This is a genomic window from Nocardia miyunensis NBRC 108239 (assembly GCF_001613065.1).
GTDB classification, from domain to species: domain Bacteria; phylum Actinomycetota; class Actinomycetes; order Mycobacteriales; family Mycobacteriaceae; genus Nocardia; species Nocardia miyunensis.
Genome location: NZ_BDBQ01000045.1, coordinates 1 through 20,475 on the forward strand (window position 1 = coordinate 1; position 20,475 = coordinate 20,475).

Consider the following 20,475-nt stretch of genomic DNA (forward strand, 5'->3'; position numbering starts at 1 on the left):
ATCGACATCCAACTCAGCGAAATGCCGCTTCACACTCTCCCACGCACCCTTGGCCGTGATACCCATGGCCTTGTGGTCGTAGCCGGTGGACCCGCCGGAGGCGAAGGCGTCGCCGAGCCAGAAACCATAGGACTGGGCGACCTCGTTGGCGATATCGGAGAACGTCGCCGTTCCCTTGTCCGCGGCCACCACCAGATAGGTGTCGTCACCGTCACGGCGAACCACACGCTCGGGCGGAATCACCTCTCCCGACGCATGATCCACGTTGTCGGTCACGTCCAGCAGACCCGAGATGAACGTCCGGTAGCACGCGATACCTTCGGCCTGCGCGGCCTGCCGATCCGCCGCCGGGTCACCGGATGGCGCGGGCGGCTGCTTCACCACGAAACCACCCTTGGCACCCACCGGCACGATCACCGCGTTCTTCACCGCCTGAGCCTTCACCAAACCCAAGATCTCGGTACGGAAATCCTCCAACCGATCCGACCACCGCAACCCACCACGAGCCACCGGACCGAACCGCAGATGCACACCCTCCACCCGAGGCGAGTACACGAAGATCTCGAACTGCGGCCTGGGCCTGGGCAATTCGGCGATCTCGCGGGGATCCAATTTGAACGACAGCTGCGGTCGCGGACCGCCGTCCGCGTCCCTGCGGAAGTAGTTGGTGCGCAACGTCGCCGAGATCAGACCGAGGATCGCCCGCAGAATGCGATCGGTGTCCAGGCTGACGACCGCATCGATGGCATCGCGCAGATGTGCGGACACCTCGGCCGCGCGGACCGCGGCCGCCTCGGGCACGCCGTCGGGATCGAAACGGGCGTCGAACAATTCGGTGAACCAGCGCGCCGCGGCGGGATGGGCCAGCAGAACCCGGGTGATGTTCGCGAAGGTGTACGCGAATCCGGCCTGCTGCAGATACTTCGCGTAGGCCCGCAGCACGGCGATCCGACGCCAGTCCAGCCCCGCGCGCAGCACGAGTTCGTTGAGCTGATCGACCTCCGCCCGACCGAGCCACATGGCCGCCACGGCATCACAGAAGCGTTGGCGCACAGCGTCTTCGGCGGATGTGCCGGGCAGGCCCGGCCGGGTGAGCTCGCGCTCGAGATCCGGATCGAGGGCGCTCCGCAACAGCGTGGCCGGGGCCCGGAGCCCGAAGTCGTAGATCCATCGGCTGGTGTGGCCGGGCAGGTCGATCCGGTACGGGCGCTCGTCGAGCACCTCCATGCCGAGGCTGTGCAGCAGCGGCAGAACGCGGCTCAGCGAAACCTCCGAACCGGCGACGTACAGCGTGAAACGCCATTCACCCGAGGGGGATTCGGGATCACGATACAGATTCGACCCGACCGCGCCGTCCGTGAGCGCGGTCAGCCGCCGCAGATCCTCCAGCGCCCGGGCCGGTTCGTATTCCTGCTGATAGCTCGGCGGGAAGGCATCCGCGCTGCGCTGCGCCAGAGCCGCGTCGAGCTCCGGCGCGCTCGCCGCCGCGGCCACCAGCCGGTCGACCCAGGTGCGGGTACTCGCGAACAGCAGTTCCTGGATCCGGTCGCGATTGGCCTCGGACAGATCGACCGGCGGGGCCGGGCGGTCCCGATGCACCGTGAAATAGATTGCGGCAACATCGGATTCGGTGACCCGCGCGGAGTAGGCGAGGTGCTCGCCACCGAATTCGGCCGCCAGCACGTCCTGCATGCGCAGCCGGACCTCGGTGGAGTACCGATCACGCGGCAGATAGACCAGGCAGTGCACGGCGCTGCTGCGCTCGTCACGGCGCAGGAACAACCGGACCTGACGGCGCAAACCGACATTCATGACGGCCGAGACGGTTTCGAACAACCGGCGCGCGTCGGTGGCGAACAACTCTACGCGCGGGAAGGTTTGCAGCATCTCGAGCATCGCCCGGCCGGAGAAGGAGGTCAGGTCGAGCCCGGCCCATTCGATGACCTGGTGTACGCGCCGCGAGATCACCGGGATGTCGAGGATGTCCTCGTGCGATCCGGTGACGGTGAAGGTTCCGGCGAACATGTGCACGCCCGGTACGCTCCGGCCCGATTCCGTGCCGGGATCCGCGACGCTCACGAAGCACAGATCCGCGGCCCCGGGCAGCGCCGACTCGACCGAACCACCGGCCAGGCGCAGCGCAGGCCCCTCGGCCCGCACCCCGGGAACCGCGGCGCAATCACGCAGCACACCGAGCCCGGCGCCGGTGAACTGGACCGACTCGGCGGGCCCGGGCTCGGCCGGGGCGAGCGGGTAGTAGCCGTAGCCCAGGACGCTGAAGTGACCGTCGGCGAGCCAGCGCAGCAACCGGGCGTACTCGCCCGTCTCGTCGTCCCCGCCCGAGCGGGCCGCGAGTTCCAGGCGGTCGGCCACCCCGGTCATGAGATTGAGCATCGCGGGCGAATCGTCGTTCACCCGGCGCAGTTCCGCGAGCTGCGGTAGCAGCACCCGTTCGAGGCCGTCCAGCGCGTCGGCATCCGTAGCCGGGCTCAGCTGCACGTGGATCCAGGACTCGGCGGTGGTTCGAATGTGCACGTCCGGATGCCCGTCCGCCTCGCGCGGTGACACCCCCTGCAACCGGCCCGCGGTGTCGCGGGCGACATCGAATACGGGATGCACGACCTCGGCGATCACGACACCCAGACGACGCAGCGCCGAGGTCACGGTATCGACCAGCATCGGCATATCGTCATTGACGATCTGAATCGCCGGGCCGAGCTCACTACCGTCCGCGACCCGGTAGACGCGGGTCAGCGCGACGCCGGGCTTGCGTAGCGCGGCGAGTTCGAGATGGTGGCGGAAGATTCGTTCGGCGCGATCGGTGATCGCCGGCGCCGCCGCACCCGGCTGGATCCACCGGAAGTACACCGCCTCGAGATCGGTCGGATCGTCCCGGAACCTGGTTGCGGGGACCGTCCGCTGGGTGGTAGCCATCATCACTCCGCACCTTCCGTGGAGATCGAACCGTGCCGCCGGTCGGTATATACCACTATTTAACGGCACATTATTTATTGTGCCATCGTGGCCTAATCGCGTGTTCCCACCTGCTGGAAGAGGTCCGTCACCCGGACGTCGTCACAGGATCAGGCCCGCACGCACCAGGAAGCTCCGCGCGCTCGTCCGATCGGCGAAACTGCTTGTCTCGATTCGTAATCCACTGCGGGCGTCGGCATACCACGCGGTCATCGATGGCCCGATCGCCACGAAGACGCTGCCGGACGCCAGAACCGTCGGGCCGGCGGCTCGCCAGCCCGCGATGGTCTGCGCGATCTCATCCGACTGCTCGACCCGCACCGAGAATTTCAGCGGCGCTCCACCGGTGATGCCGCCCATGAGGAGTGAATTCCTCGAATCGACGACACAGTTGTCGACGGGCGACGGCATGTCGGAGTGCTGGCACGTCGCGGCATTGCGCAACAGACCGGGCAGCGCGTCGAGCGAGTCGAGCTGCCCGATCGTCGGCGCCGTGGGTGCGCACGATCGGATCACCAGGACCACGAGTACGCCCATGGCCAGGATCAGGACCAGAGCCGCCTTCCACGACCTGGCCGCAAGCCACTGGTCAACGAGCGCGGCCAGACCGGACACGACGGTCTTCTCGGTTTTCGCCTCCGCGTGCTGGACCTCGGCGACGTCATGTCCGGCGTCCCGGACCAGCCTCGCGGTACCGTGCAACGCCTTGTCGGCTCCGGCCAGAATCGCATGGCCGGGTTCGGCGACGGGCGCGGGCGCGTCGGCCAGCGGCGCACCACAGTGGGCACAGCGCGAATCCGCACCGACGTTGCGATGCGCGCAGTACTGGCAGACCAGGTGAGAAATACTCAATTTCCAGTGATCACAATCGATGAGATGGCGGTGACATTGACCGATGGATCGCCCTTCGACTCCAGGATCGTCAGCGTGATCTTCGAGGCGCTCACCGGCGGGGAGAGCTTGGTGACCACCAGATTGCGCTGGTCGAGAGTCTGCTGCGTGTAGGTGGTCAGGTTGGAATCGTTGAGCTGATACGAAACGCGGCTGACCGTGCGGTACTTGTCCCACTGGTCCGCACCGTCCGAACCGACGCTGTCCCAGCCGGGCACGATGCCGATCGAGCTCACCCGGTAGGTCTTGTCCAACTCGATGGTCAGGACCTGCCCGTCGACCTTGTAGGCCCGCACGCACGCCCACGCCTTCCCCGACGACTGACCGGCGAAGGCGTCCATCGCGTCGGTACTGCCCGACGGGCAGTGTGCCCGAGCCGATTTCACCTGAACGGTGGCGGAAGCCTCGTCCGTCGTCGGCGCGGCCGCCGACGACGACGGCGCCGCCGCCACGGGGGTGACGACCGCCAGCTGACTCGTCTTCTTGTCGTCGCCGCCGGTCGTGACGAGCACGATGATCAACAGCACCACCAGCACCGCGGCCACCGTGAGCGCGACCTTGGGCTTGCGCAGCTGGATCAGCAGATCCCGGCCGAATCCCGCGGCCGAGGTGGGCCGGGCCGCGGCGGGCGCCGCGGTTGTGCGACCGGTCGGCGGCGTTTCCGCCCTGCTCGCCGCCTCCGGTGGCGACTCGGGCCGGTTCGCGGTCACCTGGCCCAGGTCCGAGGAGAACGGCGGGCCCGAGGGGGGCTCCGCCGACTCGCCGTTCAGCAGCGCCATGATGCGATCGCTGGCCCTCGGCGCACCGCCGACATGTCGTGGCCCCGGCGGCGCGGGGTCCGGGTCGGGATCGGGATCGAATCCGAGCGGCTCACCGGCGCCCGGATGCCCGACGATTTCGCTGGTGACCGTCGGAATACTGATCGCCGGATCCGCGGTCGACGCGCCGGCCGCCGGATCGGCGGATCGTCCTAGCGCAGGGTCGGAGAGCAGAGCTTCCAGAACCGCACCACGATGGCGAATAAAAATATCTCCCGGGTCCGAGTCGGACATCCCCGGATCATATCCGCGACGGACCGCGCGACGGGTGAGCCACTATTCCCACCACAGAGAACAATTCTCCGCAGCGCTCAGGATTCCTTGTCGCCGGTGACGAAATACTCGGGCGGGACATCGAATACTCGCGCCAGGGCGATTATCAGGTCGAGCCGCGGAATAGCCTCGCCGTGCATGAGCCGATACAGGCCCGACTGCGACACCGGCACATCCGGATAAGCCAGCTCCAAATGCTGGGCCAGGGCGTACAGCGTCAGTGACCGGGTCAATCCGTCCTCGGTCGATACGACCGATTCGGAAATCAAATCCGCCAGTCGACGGGAGAAAATTGTTGCCGCGACTTGCCTCGGGGTCATCGTGTCCGCACTGTCCTGATCCTGAAAATCTTCGCTGGTCGTCTCGGAATCAACTGCCACATTGATAAACATACCGTCGCCTCCAATCACCGCACGCGAGGTTTCTCGGGCAGCGGAACTGTTGTATACACCTCGAGCGCAGTTCCGGGTTCGGAAACTTCGGATACTGCGGGTGGGGATTCGAAATATCGAGTCTCGCCACGCGGCTCGATCAACTCGACCCGCACCTTGCGCATCGGGATGCTGACATCGACCGAGGTCGCGCTGACCTGATCGATCGCCAGATCCGCCGAGCGGCGGTGCGGTGTGCCGGGCTCGCTGATGGTGACGGTCGTGTGCGCCGCCGACACCCGTGGTGGCATCTGGTCGAATACGGCGATCGTAGCGGGCGAAGTGTGATCGTCCGTGTCCGTACCGGTGCCGTCGGTATCGGGCGCCAACCGCAGCGAGGTGGGGTCGCCGACCACCGACACCAGCTGCGACCAGCGCTGCGGGCGGCTCGAATGCACCTCGACATCCGCCCCGACCACCATCGCTCGCAGCACGATCTGTTGTGCCACAGGCAGATTCGCATGCACGTCGATGGTTCTCCGCTGTGGGTTGTAGCGTGCCGGATCGAACAGCGGCAGCGCCAGGGTGTGCCGCGGCTGACCGCTGATGGCCCCGAGGATCTGACCGTTGGGGCCGATCGCGATGGGCAGTTCGGCGAGCAGTTCGTCGGATGCGAGGTCGTTGCCCGAATCGTCGCGCGGCACGTCCCGGATCGATGTCCCGGTGGGGAGCGTCGCCAGCAGTGCCACGGACTGCCGCCCACCCAGCGAACGCAGATAGCCCGGCGGCGCGGTGGTCAGGGCGGGCCCGACGTAACGCACCACACCGCGCGATCCCAGGGCGCCACCGTCCAGGCTCACCACCAGGGTGGTCCGGCCCCGGTTCCAGGTCCAGCAGTCGTCCAGGCCCGCACCCTCGAGCCGGGTCCAGTCGATGAGGAAACTGGACACGCTCCGCCCCGGCACCGAGGACTCCAGATGTCCCCACTTCTCGCGCAGGTCCGACAACTCGACTCCGGCATGCAGCAATCTGGTCGCCTCGCGCAGCGCGTCCGCCGGTAGCGCGTGTGCCGCCGTCCCGTGTTCGCGCAGCCTGCCGGCGATGCGGTGTGCCGCGGTGGCCAATGCCCTGGGCGCCGACTCCTCGACCGGTCCGCGCCGGGCCAGAACCTCGAGGTTGCGTTCCTGATCCAAGCGGACCACCAGCCAGGTCTGCCGATTTCCCACCACGGGATGCGAGCCGATCAACTGGTCGTACAGCATGCTGTAACTGCTGGCCGATCTGACCCGCTGCGCGGTGGTCACGATGTCGATGTCGACGGCGATGCCGTACTGGTCGAGCATCGGAACCAACGCGTCGACCGGCACGGTGTCCTCGGTGTACAGGGTGTTCTCACCGATCACGGTGGGCAGGTCCAGATTCGGCGCCAACTGGATCATCGCGACCAGCGTCGAGCCCCCGTCGTGGATACCGCAGGCGCCGGCGGCGACCGTGACGTCCCGCACGGACAGCGGGGTGGCGCGGAGCTGGGCGCGAGCCGCGCGACCGAACCGGTACTCCGCCCAGTCGAGCGACCACCGCACCGCGGTGCGACCGTTCACCCGGACGATCACGGTGACCAGCAGCGCGGCGACCACCGTGGGGCCGATCCACCAGGGCAGCCGAGCCCACATTCCGACCAGTACGAAACTGCCGCCGATCACCACCGTGGCAACCGGTCCGCGATCGAGACTGCCGATCCGAATCCTCACCGCCGTCTCCCGATCACGGAATTCGCGCAAACGGCGCCCACACCCAGCAGGACGGCGACCACCACGACGATCGTCGCCGCCGCGGCCGGGCGGTAATCCCTCGGGCGCGGCGGTACCGGCATCCGCAGCTGCGACCACCGGAAGAGCCCGGCGGGCGGCTGCGGCGGCGTCCGATAGCTCAACGCGGCCAGCGGATCGATGACACCGGCCCCGACCGTGTTGTCGATACCACGAGCCGGGGCGTGCGCGGACGCGGTCAGCCGCGCGGCGATCTCACTCGGAGTCTCGTTCGGGAATCGCGACCGCAACAGCGCGGCGACCCCGCTGACGTAGGCCGCGGCGAACGAGGCGCCACCGACCGCCACCAGTTTGTCCGGCTCGCCGACACCGTTGATCACCCCGCCGCCCCCGGGGCCCAGCGACTCGATTCCGGTGCCCGGCGCGGCCACCGAAACCCACGGTCCCACAAGCGAATCCTCCATCGCCGCGCCATTGGCGTTGGTGAACCCGACGGTCAGCACATCGGGTGAGAACCAGCCCGGGGTGGATATCGTCTTCACCGCCGCCCAATTCCGGGGGTCCGCGGGCCGACCCGGGTCGATGGCCGGGTTCTGCTCGCAACCCGAAGTGCCCGTATTACCGGCTCCGGCCACGATGAGCGCGCCCCGGACGTGCACCGCGTAGCCGATCGCGGCCGAGAGCACCGACTGATCGACGTGGGCGTCGGCGGCCATACAGACCGGCAGCGACACCGCGATCACCCCGGCCCCCAGATTCGCGGCGTGGGTGATGGCGTGAGCCAGGGCCCGGACATCGAGGTTCACCTGCTGGTTCGGATCCGAACTCGCGGGCAGGTCGGCCCGGAACGCGCCGGAGTGATATCGGATGGACACGAGCCGCGCGTCCGGCGCGACACCGGCGAAGCCGTCCCCGGAATCCGGTGCGCCACCGATGATTCCGGCGATCAGCGTGCCGTGCGCGTCGCAGTCGGACAGGCCGTCGCCACCGGCCGCGACATAGTCGCCGCCGCCGGTCAGATTGGGCAGCCGTGGACTCGGCGACACCCCGGTGTCGACGATGGCCACGGAGACACCCGCGCCGCGGCTCAGCGCTCGCGCGCGGCGCAGATCCAGTGCTCGATCCGGCGGCGGCACCTGCGACAGGTCACTGTTCCGCAGGACACCGGTCGCCTCGCAACCCTTGTCCTGTTTCGTCGGAAGTTCGGGTCCGGGTGGACCGTCGGGAGGTGTCGCCCCGACCAGCACCACGGGCGGATCCAGCGCCGCCGCCGGTGCCGCGCAACAGGCCAGCACCAGCGCGGCCAGCGCGGCCGCGGGAATGGCGACGCGCATCAGATCGCCCGCATCGCCGTGTAGATGCCCATGATCCAGAAGGCGATGATGGGGACGATCAGGACGAACGCGTACTCGACCAGGTCGACGATCCGGCGGGTGACCGGGGACAGTCGCTTGTCCGGCAATTTCATCGCCGCCAGGCATCCGATGCCCGCCGCGAGGGTGACCACCACCGCGACCAGGAGCCGGGCCGGGGCACTGCCGTACGTTCCGACCAGCACCAATCCCGTACCGACCACCGTCACGACGGAGGCGGCGAGCAGTGCCAGGGCCTGGACCCGGTCCGGATACCACCGCACCCGCAGCACCAGGATCCCGGCGACGGCCGCGGCGAGCACGATCTCCCGCACGCCGCCCGGACTCGCCGCGGCCGACACCACCGAGGCGACCGCCAGCAGCACCGACATCGCGACGATCAATCCGCGCAGGCTGGTGACCGCCAGCCGGGCCCGGCCTTCGATGCCGGATTCGCTGTGCTGATAACGGAATTCGGGATCATCGGCCGGATCGTGGTCCGGATCCATGTCGCGCGCCGATTCGGCGTCGAAGATATCGGCCAGCGTCGCCGGCGCGACCTCGTTGCCGGGGTCGGGCAGGTCGGGCGGCCGGATGCGGGCGGCGGCCACCGCCAGCCGCGGGGCCAGCGTGAGCCCCACCAGCCCGGCGAAAACGGCTCCGCCCGCCACCTGCCCCACCGACACATCGAAATAGGCCAGCGGCAGCGCGAGGACGGTCACCATCACACCGAGCACCGTGACCGCCATCAATGTGGCGATGCCCCGGCGCGTCAGCCGCATCATGGTGGCCGCGGCGACAGCGGCCACGACCGATCCGGCCGCCACGTTGGCCGCGGCGAACCCACCGGCCCGCCCGTACGCCGACGGCACCAGCATCGCGCCGCCAGCGAACAGCAGCGGCAGCGCCGCGAGCGAAAGTCCCAGGCACAGTGCAGGTTCGGTGTGCCGCCGGCCCGTGATCAGCGCCGCCGCCCAGCAGGCCGCGCCGAGCAGCAGCGCCGGCAGCCCGCACCACACCACCGAGCCCTCCCGCGACCAGGACAGCGACAACATCGCCGCCGTCGCGGCCGAACCGGCCACCAGGGCGGCCAAGCCGGCGATTCTGGTTGTCGCGGGGTCGAACTCGGCGAATTCGCGTTCGTTGATCCGGGCCAGCGCATCGGTGATGTCCTCGACCACCGGCGTGAACATCTCCGCCGACTCGACCACCGACAGCATCAGCACGGCGCCGTCCACGATGTCGTGATCAGCGAGGCTGCGCCAGCGTGGCAGCGGCGGTTCGCCGGGACGAGCCAGACTCCACTGCCCGCTCGGCGCGGCGAAGTCGACGGTCTCGTCGTCGATCGAACCGGCCAGCACGTCCAGCAGGTCATCGATATAGGTCTCGATCGTGAATTTGGTCGGCACCACCACATCGACCTGATAGCTGGCCACCATGATCGCGATCCGGGCCCGCGCGACCTCCGCGGACGCCTGCGCCGGAGCGGGGGCCGGGGCGAAGGCCGTGCTCATCGCCACCCTCCGCGGTCACCCGTGGCGGCCGGGTAACTGGGGAATCCGTCCGCCAGCGACGCGGCGAGCTCTTCGAAGGCCAGCGCGGTATCACCATCGAGCAGGCGCAGATCGACTTCGCCGCCCTCCGCGAGATGGGCATCGTAGGGCACGATGCGGGTGGGCCGCTGCGCCGAGCTGAACAGCTTCTCGATCTGGTCGACCTCGACGGTCGGTCTGGCGGCCTGGTGGTGCACGATCGAGATGATCGATTTGGCGATCAGGTGGTGCATCCCATGCGAATTCAGCCAGTTCAGGGTCGCGACCGCACCCTTCACCCCGCCCACCGTGGCCGGGGTGACCACTACGACCGCGTCGCTGGTCCGCAGCACGGTATTGGTCACCGAATCCAGCACGCCCGTGCCGCAGTCGACGATCACGAGGTTGTAGTGCCGCCGCAGCACCTCCACCGCCGAGGTGTACTCCTGTCCCGAGAGCGCCTCGGTGGCCTCGGTGTTCCAGGGCGACGCGATCACCGCCAGATCGGCCTCGTTGATCGAGGTGAACGAGTGCACGGCGGAGAACGCGTCCAGATTCCCCGCCTGCGCGAGGTCGCGCAGGGTCAGGCCGTACGGATGACGTTTGGTGCGAGTGGGCAGATCCCCGAAATCCGGGTTCCCATCGATGGCGACGACCCGGTCCGGCCGCAGGACCGCGAAGGTGGAGCCGAGGGCGGCGGTCACGGTGGTCCGGCCCACACCGCCCTTCACGCTGATCACGGCGATCTGATAGGTCGAGGTGAGCTGGCGGCGGATTCGGCCGCGGCGATGTTCGGTGCGCTGCTCGGCCGGGGACAACCCCAGGTTGAAGCCGACCTTGTTCAGCGCGCCGCGCATACCGCTCTGGGATTTCAACTGGGCTCGCCGGGCGGCGGCGATATCGGCGAGCAGATCGGCGGAGGTCAACGCGACCGGCAGCACCTCCGCGCGCCCGGCGGTGTCGTACGCGGCGCGCTCGGGCACTCGGGGCGCGGGCAGGCCTGCACCGGGCTGCTCTGTGGCCCTGGGGTTTTCGGCAGAGTTCGCGGATTCCCATGCCGCTGAGGCATTTTCGGCGGCGGCGGTGAATCGTGGTGTGGCCGTGGATGTTCGCGCGGGCGGCTGCGGCACGGGCGGCGCCGCGGTGGCCGCCCCGGGTTCCTGCGCCGACCAGGTCTGGTTCGGATACCGGGTCTCGGCGGCCGGACGCGCGGCCGCGGATGTGGCCGACACCGATCCGGCGCCCTCGAACCGGTCGCCGCGCTCAACCGCGCGAGGCGGCGCGGGAACCTCGGACCCGGCCGCGGAGTAATCCGGCGTGCCGCCATCCGACGGCTCGACCGATGCCGAGGTGTTCGCCTCCTGGGCGACCGGCCCCTGACTCGGCGCCGCTGCCGCCTGCTCGTCGACCGGCGCGAAGAAGGCGTCGTATCCGCCCCGAGCCCGCACGGACTCGGTCGAATGACCGTTCATACTCGGTGCTCGGTTCATTTCCCTCATCCTCTCGAAGAACCCAGCGGGAACGCTCAGCCGGTTCGGCTGGTTTCGAACCAGCTGCGGCCGGGCAACACATCGATCAAGGCCCCGATGCCCGCCTGCAGGGCCGTGTCGTACCCCGGGGTGTAGGTAGCCCAGACCTCGCCGTCCAACGCCACGCTCGGCGATACGACGAACCGCCCGGACCGGGTGTCGAACACGCTCAGGCACACTTCGGGTTGCGGTGACGTGCCGTCGTGGTGCTCGATCACGACCACCTCCGCGCGCCGCACCACCTCATCGAAGACCCGGCTGAGCACACCGGCGGCGTGCGGTGTCGCGCCCAGCTCGACCAGGCCGCGGCGCCACTCGGCGGGGTCGGACAACACCTCGCCCAACTGCTCGGACCGGACCGTGACCGGCTCGAACCGCAATGCCTCGCCGGGGCCGAGCGCCGCGGACAAGGCGGCGGTGACGGTGTCGAGCTGGCGATCCGGCCGGAATACCGGCTGGATGACGACATGGTCGTCGCACCGCACCGCGAGCACATGGGTGTCACCGGCGCGCACCAGCGAGAAGCGCAGCATCTCCCCCGGCTCGCCCTCCTGCCCGATATCCACGATGCGAGCGACCAGCTCCATATCCGGCCGGTACAGGCACTGCAACCAGTGCTCCACCGTCGGGTGCACGGTGTCGTCGTCGATGAGCACACCCGCCTCGGCGAGCTGCTGCGCGACGATCTCGTGGGCCGGATCCCGGCCTCCGAGGTGGTAGGTGCTCGGCAGTAGCGCCAGTACCGGCGGATAGGAGTCGATGCCGACCAGATGTTTCAACAGCAGGGCGGCATCGACGTTCAGATCGAGGGCGATCGGATCTTCGTTCTCTCCTTCGCTCGGCGGGTCACCGACGGCCGAATTGGAGATCCCGGGCATCACCGTCAGATGTGCGACAGGAACCCGGCGCTGACGGCGTGGTCGGTGTGCTGGATGTAGTCGACCGCACTCACCACCGTCTTGTTCAGGGCCGCCAGGTCGTTCTCGTACGCGTCCAGCCGCTTCTTCAATTCGCTCAGAATCTGCGACGCCGCCTCCGAACCCTGGCCCTGGAATCCCTGGACCAGCGCCGTCCACATCTTGCCGAGGTCGCCGTTGGTCTGATTCATACCACCCGCGATATGCGTCGTGTGAATCGATGCCTGGTTGACCAGGTCGTATTTTGCGCTGACTACTCCACTACCGGACATTTTACTTCGAACCTTTCCAATCAGAAATTTAGCGAGGGAAATACCGCCGCGTCAGAAACTCGTGTCAACCTTCGAGAAACTGGTGTTTCCAGCGGTGTAGCTGCTATTGCTGCTGTCGTCGGCGAAGGCCGTGCCCTTACCGACCATATTGGCCGAATCCTGTGCCGCCTGATCGAATTTCACGTGCGCATCCCGGAGCGGAGTCAGAATGTTCTGGTCGAGATAGTTGGCCAGCCGCTGCGCCGAGCTGATCGCATTCTGGACGGCGTTCTGGGTTTGCGTCCCCGTCTGACCACCCAGCGCGTTCTGCCATTCCTGCTGGTTCGACTGCAATTGACTGATGTGGCCGAGGAGTTCTCCGTGCGCCGTCGCCGTCGCCTTGGCGCCGGCGACCAGATTCTCCGGATGCGCGAGCGTAAGTTGGGACATTTCTCATTCCTTTCGCGGACTTACTGTCAACCCCGGCCGAATCACCGCGGAAGCTTGTTCGAGGGTTGGGGACGCGGCGCGACCACCGGGACGACTACTCATCGGACCCGCCCTCATCGCTGTACTCGATGACGCCGACCACGGGCGTGTGCTCCAGCACGGGCACGTCCTGCGGATCGCCCGGCGTGTAGACCTTCGACGCCTTCTTCTCGTCCTCGTCGCGGCGGCGACGCATGCGCCCCTCGGGTGCGATGGCCCCGCGGGGCGCCGCCGCGCGGGTCACCGGCGCCTCCGCCGGAGCGGCCGAGGAGGCCCCGAATGTCCTTGCGCCCGTTCCCGACCGCCAGTTGGCCGGCATCTTGTATCCGGTCGAGGCGCCCGACATCGAGCCCAGCCGGCCGCGAGTCATACCGAGCGCCACCGCATTGACCGCGCCCGCGCCCACCGTCCCCGACCTGAGCGAGTCCTGCGAGCCCGTGGACACGTGCTGCTGGTTCACCACCGAGTCCTGGGATCCGTTCGTCCCCGGATCCGAACCCGAGACGCTGGGGTCGACATTCGGCGACGACTGTTCGGCGGCCGCGGTCTGCGGACTCGTCGGATCCGCCGATTGCGTTGTGCTGGAAGGTATCTGCTGGCTCTCCGACCCGGTTGTGCTGCTGGATTGCAGCAACGAGGAGGATCCGCTCATCGTCGGGGAGTACAGCGCTGTTCCCAGACCTCCCGAGCCGCCCGAGCTCAGGTAGTCGACCGACATCGCGGTCGGCAGCACCGGACCACCCGCATTGGAGACGATCGGCTGTGCGAGTACCGGTTCCGGGAAGCTGGCCAGAATCGGCCCGAGCGTCGCGGCGTAAGCGCCCATCACGCCGAGAGCGGCTCCGACGATCGCGAAGATCTCGGTGTCCATCGCCAGCGCCAGCGGTGCGACCGGAGTGGAAACCGCCGCGGCCGCCTCCAGCACCGCCTGCCGAACCTCGAACTCGGCCAGCCATACGCTCAGGCCGACCATCGCCTCCTGCGCCGTCGTGTAGGTCGTCGCGACGGCATTCAGCTGCGCGGCGGTCGCGGCGGCCACATCGCCCTGCGCGCGCAACCAGCTCGCATGCTCCCGAAATCCGGCCTGGGCGGTATCGGATGAAGGCCCGCGCCAGGTCTCACCCATCTGGGTCATCGAGCCGTCGGTGCCGGCCGCGGCGGCGTGCAATTGTGTGGCGATTGCCGTATAGGATTCGGCGGCGATCACCGTCGGAAATGCCCCGGGGCCGATCAGCACCGGGTCGATGATCGCATGTGCGGCCAGCACGAGGGAATCGAATGGCAGCAGCATGACATCAGCTTTCGCACCAGGAATCGTCGATTATTCGACGAATGTCGATCGACCGAAGACGGATCCGCCACCCAGCAGGTCGGCGATCAAATAGTCCGCGCCGATCACGGGCAGCACCGCACTCGCCTCCGCGCCGCAGCCGATTCCGTGCAGCGCGGCCGGAAAGAAAGTACCGGCGTGTTCGAAAGCCGCGAGCGGCAACTGCGCGCTCACGACGTCGGCGGCCGGAGCGAGCGGAACCACCAGCGGCGCGACCTCGGTAATGGTCTGCAGGACGTCGGCCTGGGTGGTGCCGAGCTGCCCACTGATGACCGAGAGATGTTCCGGAGTAACCTCGAGAGCCATGGCATTCTCCTAACGGGCGATGCAGACCCGTGCGGGTCGTATATCGAGAACGCTAAAGCATTCCCACTCTTGGGGATATCCGTCGATCGAGCCCCGACCTGCGGTTCAGTCTTGATCCGGCTTCCAGGCAGCCTGGACGAGATCCTTGCGCGAATGCAGCGGCTCGACGAAGATCCCGCGGCCCAGCGGCTGCTTGATCGGCTTCACATCGCCGATGAGCGCACCGTCCAATCGCGAGCCGTCCATGATCAGACCCGAGGAGTTGAGGTTCTTCATCTGGCCCATCACGTTGTCGTAGAGGGCCATGTCGGCCTGCGCGATATTGCGTGCCGCGATGACGTGCAGGCCGGTGTCCCGACCGTCGACGATGATGTCCTTCAACGAATCCAGCGGATTCATCTGCCCGCGCTGCGCGACCATGTGGTAGTCGTCGATGACCACGAAGATCTCCGGCCCGGTCCACCACGAGCGCTCCTTGAGCTGCTGTGCGGTGACGCCGTCCGGCGCCCGGCGGCTGCGCATCTTCGCGGCGAACGGGGGCAGGCCCTCGATCAGGTCGCGCTCACTGGTCAGATAACCGATCAGATGTTCCTCGGGTACCGCGTCCATGTGCTGGCGGCGGTAGTCGATCAGCAGTACCCGGGCTTGGTCCGGAGTGAACTGTCGTGCAATGGATTCCAGCAGAGCGCCCAGCACCGTCGATTTACCGCACCCCGACGAGCCGACCACGATCAGGTGCGTCGAGACACCGAAATCGACTGTGGCAGGACTCAAATCGGACTCGCGGACACCGAACGGCACCACCAGGCGCTGTGCCAGGGTGGTCGGCTCCGGGATTGCGGCGGTGATCTCGTCCAAGCCGATCGCGGCCGGCAGCAGCTTGACCTCGGGAGCCCTGCGGCTCTCGTATCGCTCGTTCAAGTGCTGCACGGCAGCGGCCAATCCGGCAGCGGCAGAATCGGATTCGCCCACACCATCGATGCGCGGCAGCGCGGTGAGCATGTGCAGCGCCTCGTTGGAGATGCAGCGGCCCGGACGATCCGGCGGAATGGCCGCGACGACCGCCCGGTGCGCACCGAATACGGTGTCCGTCAGGTCGCCGAGCCGCATCTCCAGCCGCGTCTGCACCAGATCCTTGACCGCCGGGCGGATCGCCGCCCATCGCGAACTGCTGACCATCAGGTGGACGCCGTAATTGAGGCCCTGCAACGCGATCGACTCCATGACCGGCTGGTACTCGTCGAAATACGGTCCGTTGGCGGCGAATCCGATATCCCAGCCGTCGATGACGAAGAACACGTCGCCGTGCACATCGCCGCGAGCGGCGAGTTCGGCCGATTCCCGAGGTACACCGCGCCGCCGCCGGAATTCCCGCATGGAGTCGATGCCGAGGTCGGCGAACAACGATTGCCGGCTCGCCAGCAGGCCGGTGATCAGCGCGAAAGTTCGCCTGATCCGGTCGCCTTCACGGGCGGAGGCGACCGACCCGACGTGGGGTACGCCGCGCAGCGCGGACAAACCGCCGGAGAAATCGAGGCAGTAGAACTGCACCTGTTCCGGGGTGTGCGTCAGCGCGGCGGACATGATCAATGTCTGCAACGCGGTCGACTTGCCCGACTGCGGGCCGCCGACGACCGCCGTGTGACCACCGGCCCCCGACAGATCCACCGACCACACGTCCTGACGCTGCTGCCGCGGCCGGTCCATGATCGCCACGGGTATCCGCAACGACCCCGCGGGCACGGTGGACACGAGCCGCTCCAGCGTCGGCGCGACGTTCAACGGCGGCAACCACATCGCGTGCGCCGCGCGACCGTGACCGGCCAGCTGCTGCAGCGCGATCTCCATGACCGTCACCGGCTCGGTCTCGACGGTCTCGGGTGTGATCGGATCGGGCTCGGGGGCCGGCTCCGGCCGCGTGTTCGGGATGAACGCGGCGGTGAACCGTTGCGGCGGACGGTATCCGCCGCCGGGCCGGCGGGCACGCTGGGTACTGGCCGCGGAGATCTGCGCAGGGGCGACATAGGTGCTGCCGACGTAGGCGGCCTGAAAGCGTTGCAGATCGCCCGAACCGACCCGCAGATAACCCGATCCCGGTTTCTTGGGCAGATGGTAGGCGTCGGCCGTGCCGATCGCGTCACGGGAATCGCTGGTCTGGTTGGTACGCAACGCAACCCGGTAGGACAGATGGGCTTCGAGCTCACCCATCCGGTTGGCGGGCACCTTCTGCGATGCCAGCAACAGGTGGATGCGCAGCGACCGGCCGAGCCGTCCGATGGCCACGAACAGTTTGGAGAAGCTCGGGTGCTGCTCGAGCAGTTCGGCGAATTCGTCGAGGATGATCAGCAATGTCGGCAGCGGCGCCAGCTCCGCGCCTTGCTCGCGGGCGCGCTCGTAATCCGCGACGCTCGCGAAGTTGCCCGCGTCGCGCAGGATCCGTTGCCGCCGCGCGATTTCGCCGTTGATCACGTCCTCCATGCGGGTGACCAGATCGGCCTCCTCCTCCATGTTGGTGACCACGGCGGTGACGTGGCGCAACCGGTCGAAGCCGAGGAATGTCGCGCCGCCCTTGAAGTCGACCAGCAGTAGGTTCAGCACGTCCGGCGAATGCGTCGCCACAGCCGAAAGCACAAGTGTCCGAAGGAATTCCGACTTTCCCGAGCCGGTGGCGCCGATGCACATGCCGTGCGGGCCCATGCCCTCCTCGGCCGACTCCTTGATGTCCAGGTAGACGACCTGACCGGTGGGATCGTGGCCGACCGGGATGTTCAGCCGCGCCCGGTCGCTGTCGCGGCGACGGGGCCACTGCCGTTCGACCCGCAGCGCGCCGGGATCGGGAACGCCGACCATGTCCTCCCACGAGGTGCCGCCGCTGGCCTGCTCGGCGGCCACGGCCTCCACCACCGTCGACAGACGGTACGGGGACAGGCCGCGGGCCAGAGCCGTCATCGCGGGCACCGACATGGCGTCGGCCATGCCGACCCGCCGATGTCCTCGCGAGGTCACCTCGTGCAGCTGATGGTCGGCGGCGACCTCGAACGCCAGCGCCCGCGGCAGGCTCTGCTCACCCGGACCCAGCCGGATCCAGGTGCATCCGTCGATACCCGAGATGTCGCGCTCGGTGGCGGCCCCGCTCACGCCGACGATCAGCAGGAAGTGGGTGCGGTCCAGGGTGGGTTGCGTATTGGCGGAGAACGGTCCCCGGTTGAGTCCGGCCAGCACCTTCGCCCGCAGCTCGGACACGGTCCGGTAGACCATGCGGCTGGACCCGATCGCGTCGGTGTCGCTCGGATGTTGTGTGTGCGGAAGCCATTTGAGCCACGCCCACTCCGGTGCGTCCGGATTCGGCAGCACGGCGGCGATGGCCACCTGATCGGGACCGTGCAGCACCGCGACCTCCGCGATCAGCGCGCGCACCAGAGCCGCCGACGCCTCGGCGTCACCGTCGAAGCCGACCTGCGGCGCCGACAGCAGATTGATCGCGACCGGCATCCCGCCCACCGTCGAGTACGCCTTCGCGAAACGGGTCACCTCCACCACCCCGACCGGATCCAGGTCGGAGGTGGGCGCCGCCTCCGGCACGATCACCCGCACCTGGTTGGCGATCCGGCCCCGGCCCACCCGCGCCCGCAGGAATTGCGGACTCGCGACCTGCACCTCCCACATCCGGGTGCCGCCGACCAGCCGCGAAATCTCGGCGGGACCGGGATGCGTGTGGCGCAGGAACGTATACAGCTCCGCCTCCGCCTCGTGAACGGACTTGCGGTTGTCGGCGATCGAGCGCAGATAGTCCTTGCGCTCCTCGTTGAGTCCGGCCGCGCCCCCCGCACCGTTGCCGCTGACCGCCCCGCCCATCATCCCCAGGCTCGACACCAGCATCATGGCCGGGAACATCAGCATCGTCGGTGACATGCCGCCGCCGTTGCGGAACATCATCACCATCATCCCGCCCATGCCCGCCATCATCACGACGGGCATGATCATGCGCAGCCGCGACGGCGGTACCGGCCTGGGGAGTTCGGTGGGCGGTTGCAGCCGGAGTTCGGTGATCGCGGGCGCCTTGGGACCGCGGACCGCGCGAGCCGGTCGCACGAATCGACGAGTGGCAGTCATGGCTCAGCCTCCGGCTTGGTTGGGGATCGCGATGGCGGCCTTGTCCACCGCGACGCCGTCGTGCTCGATGCGCGCATCCCGTTGCGACAGAGCGGGACCCACCGCGAACAGCGAGACGATGCTCCACGGCGCGGGCACCGGCGAGCGCAGCCCGAGTGCGGCCAGGGTCTGGTCGCCGCTGTCGCCGGGCGGGACGTCGAGCCCGTAGCGGACTCCGCTGTCGGAGACCCAGAACAGGCCCTCGCGCAGCGGCGATCCCGGATCGGTCCCGGTCACCTGAACGAATCGCCCGACGTTCGCGTCCACGAACGCCGCATCGGCGGTACCGCCGTGCGATACCGGTCCGGTCACCAGATCGACTGTCCGGCTTTGTTTCTCGGCCGTCAGCGGCAGTTGCCTGCCGACGATCAACTCGGTCGCCGCATTCGGATCGCCGCTACCGCGCGACCAGTGATAGCAGGTCACCGTGGACCGCGAATCGATGACCTTGACCGCCCGAGCGGGGAAGGTGTCCGTGCCCGGCCAGGCGCCCGGCCGGAGATTGGCCGCGACGACATCGGGCCCGACCGTCATCGTCGTCACGGTGCCGTGCGAGTTGGCGTTGCGGATCATCGCCGCGAGCACCGCACTGACCTGTACCAGGCCGGTCTGCGAGACCAGGTAGTAGGACGCACCACGATCCGGTGCGGACATCGTCAGCACCGACCCGACCGGAACGGTCAGACCCGAGGTCAGGGTGGCCACCGTACCGGCGCCGGGCACCGTGGGCACGCGCAGCGGCGGCACCTCGGCGATGGCATCGATCAAGCCCGCGGACGCGACGATCACCGGCACGGTCGGATCGATGCCCAGCGCCAGGGTCACCGCCGAATCGGTGAGGCTGATCGCCGCGCGGACGACCCCCTTCTCCCGGTCGTTGTACACCAGCCACGTGGTGGTGCCGCTGCGCAGCAGACGAGCCTCACCGTCGGCGAGCGGGCGCGCGGAGTCACCGTCGACGGTGAGCGCACCGGAGATCGCCGTGGTTTTCACCGGAGACCAAGCGGTCGTGGGCAATCCGGTGGTCGGATCGATCGGCGCGGCGGCGCCGATTCGCGCGGTGTCGCACACCGCCCACGACGAGTCGCGGCTGCCGTCGTCGACGATGGTGCCGGGCGCCCCCGGAATACCCACCCACGGCCCCCGCGGATATTTCGCGATCTCCTCGCGCGACACCGGAGTCGGATTCTCCGCCGTACCGGTGATCAACCGGGCGGAGGTCAGATTCAGCGCGGGATACAACCGACCGCTCAGCCGGACGTACACCGCGCCGGAATCCTTGTCGGACACGATATTCGCGCTGTCGACCTGCTTGGCGGGTTTGAAGAACGCCATCACCGCCGCGCCCGCGACGATCACGCATGCCAGCGCGATGCCGATCGACAACGCGGTGGACCGGCCGCGCTGCGGGTCGTCGACCATGGACACGTCGCGGCGGACCAATGCGTGCTCGATGCGGTGCAGCAGAAATCGCCACCCCGATATCTGGTGTTTGGTCACCACCCGGAAGCGCGGCACCGCG

At 68.2% G+C, this 20,475-nt stretch carries 15 protein-coding genes; all 15 read right to left on the reverse strand.

The window, feature by feature from the left end; all coding sequences use genetic code 11:
- A partial coding sequence (locus NM2_RS19355) for an NAD-glutamate dehydrogenase domain-containing protein (protein ID WP_245718117.1) occupies nt 1-2,937 on the reverse strand: 2,937 nt, incomplete at its 3' end.
- Between the two features lie 138 nt (nt 2,938-3,075).
- Nucleotides 3,076-3,825: a hypothetical protein gene (locus NM2_RS19360; RefSeq protein ID WP_067670575.1), complete on the reverse strand. Its 750-nt coding sequence runs from the start codon at nt 3,823-3,825 to the stop codon at nt 3,076-3,078.
- On the reverse strand, nt 3,822-4,916 hold the full coding sequence (locus tag NM2_RS19365) for a discoidin/SUN/FTP domain-containing protein (RefSeq protein ID WP_067670577.1): 1,095 nt from the start codon (nt 4,914-4,916) through the stop codon (nt 3,822-3,824). Before NM2_RS19365 ends, NM2_RS19360 begins: the two co-directional genes overlap by 4 nt.
- Before the next feature lie 77 nt (nt 4,917-4,993).
- On the reverse strand, nt 4,994-5,365 hold the full coding sequence (locus NM2_RS19370) for a helix-turn-helix domain-containing protein (protein ID WP_245718118.1): 372 nt from the start codon (nt 5,363-5,365) through the stop codon (nt 4,994-4,996).
- Nucleotides 5,362-7,077: a type VII secretion protein EccE gene (eccE, locus tag NM2_RS19375; RefSeq protein ID WP_067670581.1), complete on the reverse strand. Its 1,716-nt coding sequence runs from the start codon at nt 7,075-7,077 to the stop codon at nt 5,362-5,364. Before eccE ends, NM2_RS19370 begins: the two co-directional genes overlap by 4 nt.
- Nucleotides 7,074-8,429 (reverse strand): type VII secretion-associated serine protease mycosin, encoded by a 1,356-nt coding sequence (mycP, locus tag NM2_RS19380; RefSeq protein WP_067670583.1) that lies wholly within the window; start codon nt 8,427-8,429, stop codon nt 7,074-7,076. Before mycP ends, eccE begins: the two co-directional genes overlap by 4 nt.
- On the reverse strand, nt 8,429-9,961 hold the full coding sequence (eccD, locus tag NM2_RS19385) for a type VII secretion integral membrane protein EccD (RefSeq protein WP_067670662.1): 1,533 nt from the start codon (nt 9,959-9,961) through the stop codon (nt 8,429-8,431). The genes mycP and eccD overlap by 1 nt, the downstream gene beginning before the upstream one ends.
- Complete coding sequence (locus NM2_RS19390; protein ID WP_245718119.1) at nt 9,958-11,469, reverse strand: MinD/ParA family ATP-binding protein; 1,512 nt, start codon at nt 11,467-11,469, stop codon at nt 9,958-9,960. Before NM2_RS19390 ends, eccD begins: the two co-directional genes overlap by 4 nt.
- A 35-nt stretch (nt 11,470-11,504) precedes the next feature.
- Nucleotides 11,505-12,386: an ESX secretion-associated protein EspG gene (locus NM2_RS19395; protein WP_067670664.1), complete on the reverse strand. Its 882-nt coding sequence runs from the start codon at nt 12,384-12,386 to the stop codon at nt 11,505-11,507.
- 5 nt (nt 12,387-12,391) lie between these two features.
- Entirely contained in the window at nt 12,392-12,697 is a 306-nt protein-coding gene (locus NM2_RS19400; protein WP_067670585.1) for a hypothetical protein, read from the reverse strand.
- A 51-nt stretch (nt 12,698-12,748) separates the two neighbouring features.
- Nucleotides 12,749-13,126, reverse strand: coding sequence for a hypothetical protein (locus NM2_RS19405; RefSeq protein ID WP_067670587.1), 378 nt, complete (start codon nt 13,124-13,126; stop codon nt 12,749-12,751).
- 94 nt (nt 13,127-13,220) lie between these two features.
- The gene (locus tag NM2_RS19410; RefSeq protein ID WP_067670589.1) at nt 13,221-14,456 is read right to left on the reverse strand and encodes a PPE domain-containing protein; all 1,236 of its coding nucleotides are present in this window, start codon (nt 14,454-14,456) and stop codon (nt 13,221-13,223) included.
- Between the two features lie 30 nt (nt 14,457-14,486).
- The gene (locus NM2_RS19415) at nt 14,487-14,801 is read right to left on the reverse strand and encodes a hypothetical protein (RefSeq protein WP_067670591.1); all 315 of its coding nucleotides are present in this window, start codon (nt 14,799-14,801) and stop codon (nt 14,487-14,489) included.
- Nucleotides 14,802-14,906: 105 nt separating this feature from the next.
- On the reverse strand, nt 14,907-18,914 hold the full coding sequence (gene eccCa, locus NM2_RS19420; RefSeq protein WP_067670593.1) for a type VII secretion protein EccCa: 4,008 nt from the start codon (nt 18,912-18,914) through the stop codon (nt 14,907-14,909).
- 3 nt (nt 18,915-18,917) lie between these two features.
- Nucleotides 18,918-20,471: a type VII secretion protein EccB gene (eccB, locus tag NM2_RS19425; protein ID WP_067670595.1), complete on the reverse strand. Its 1,554-nt coding sequence runs from the start codon at nt 20,469-20,471 to the stop codon at nt 18,918-18,920.
- Nucleotides 20,472-20,475 lie beyond the last annotated feature (4 nt).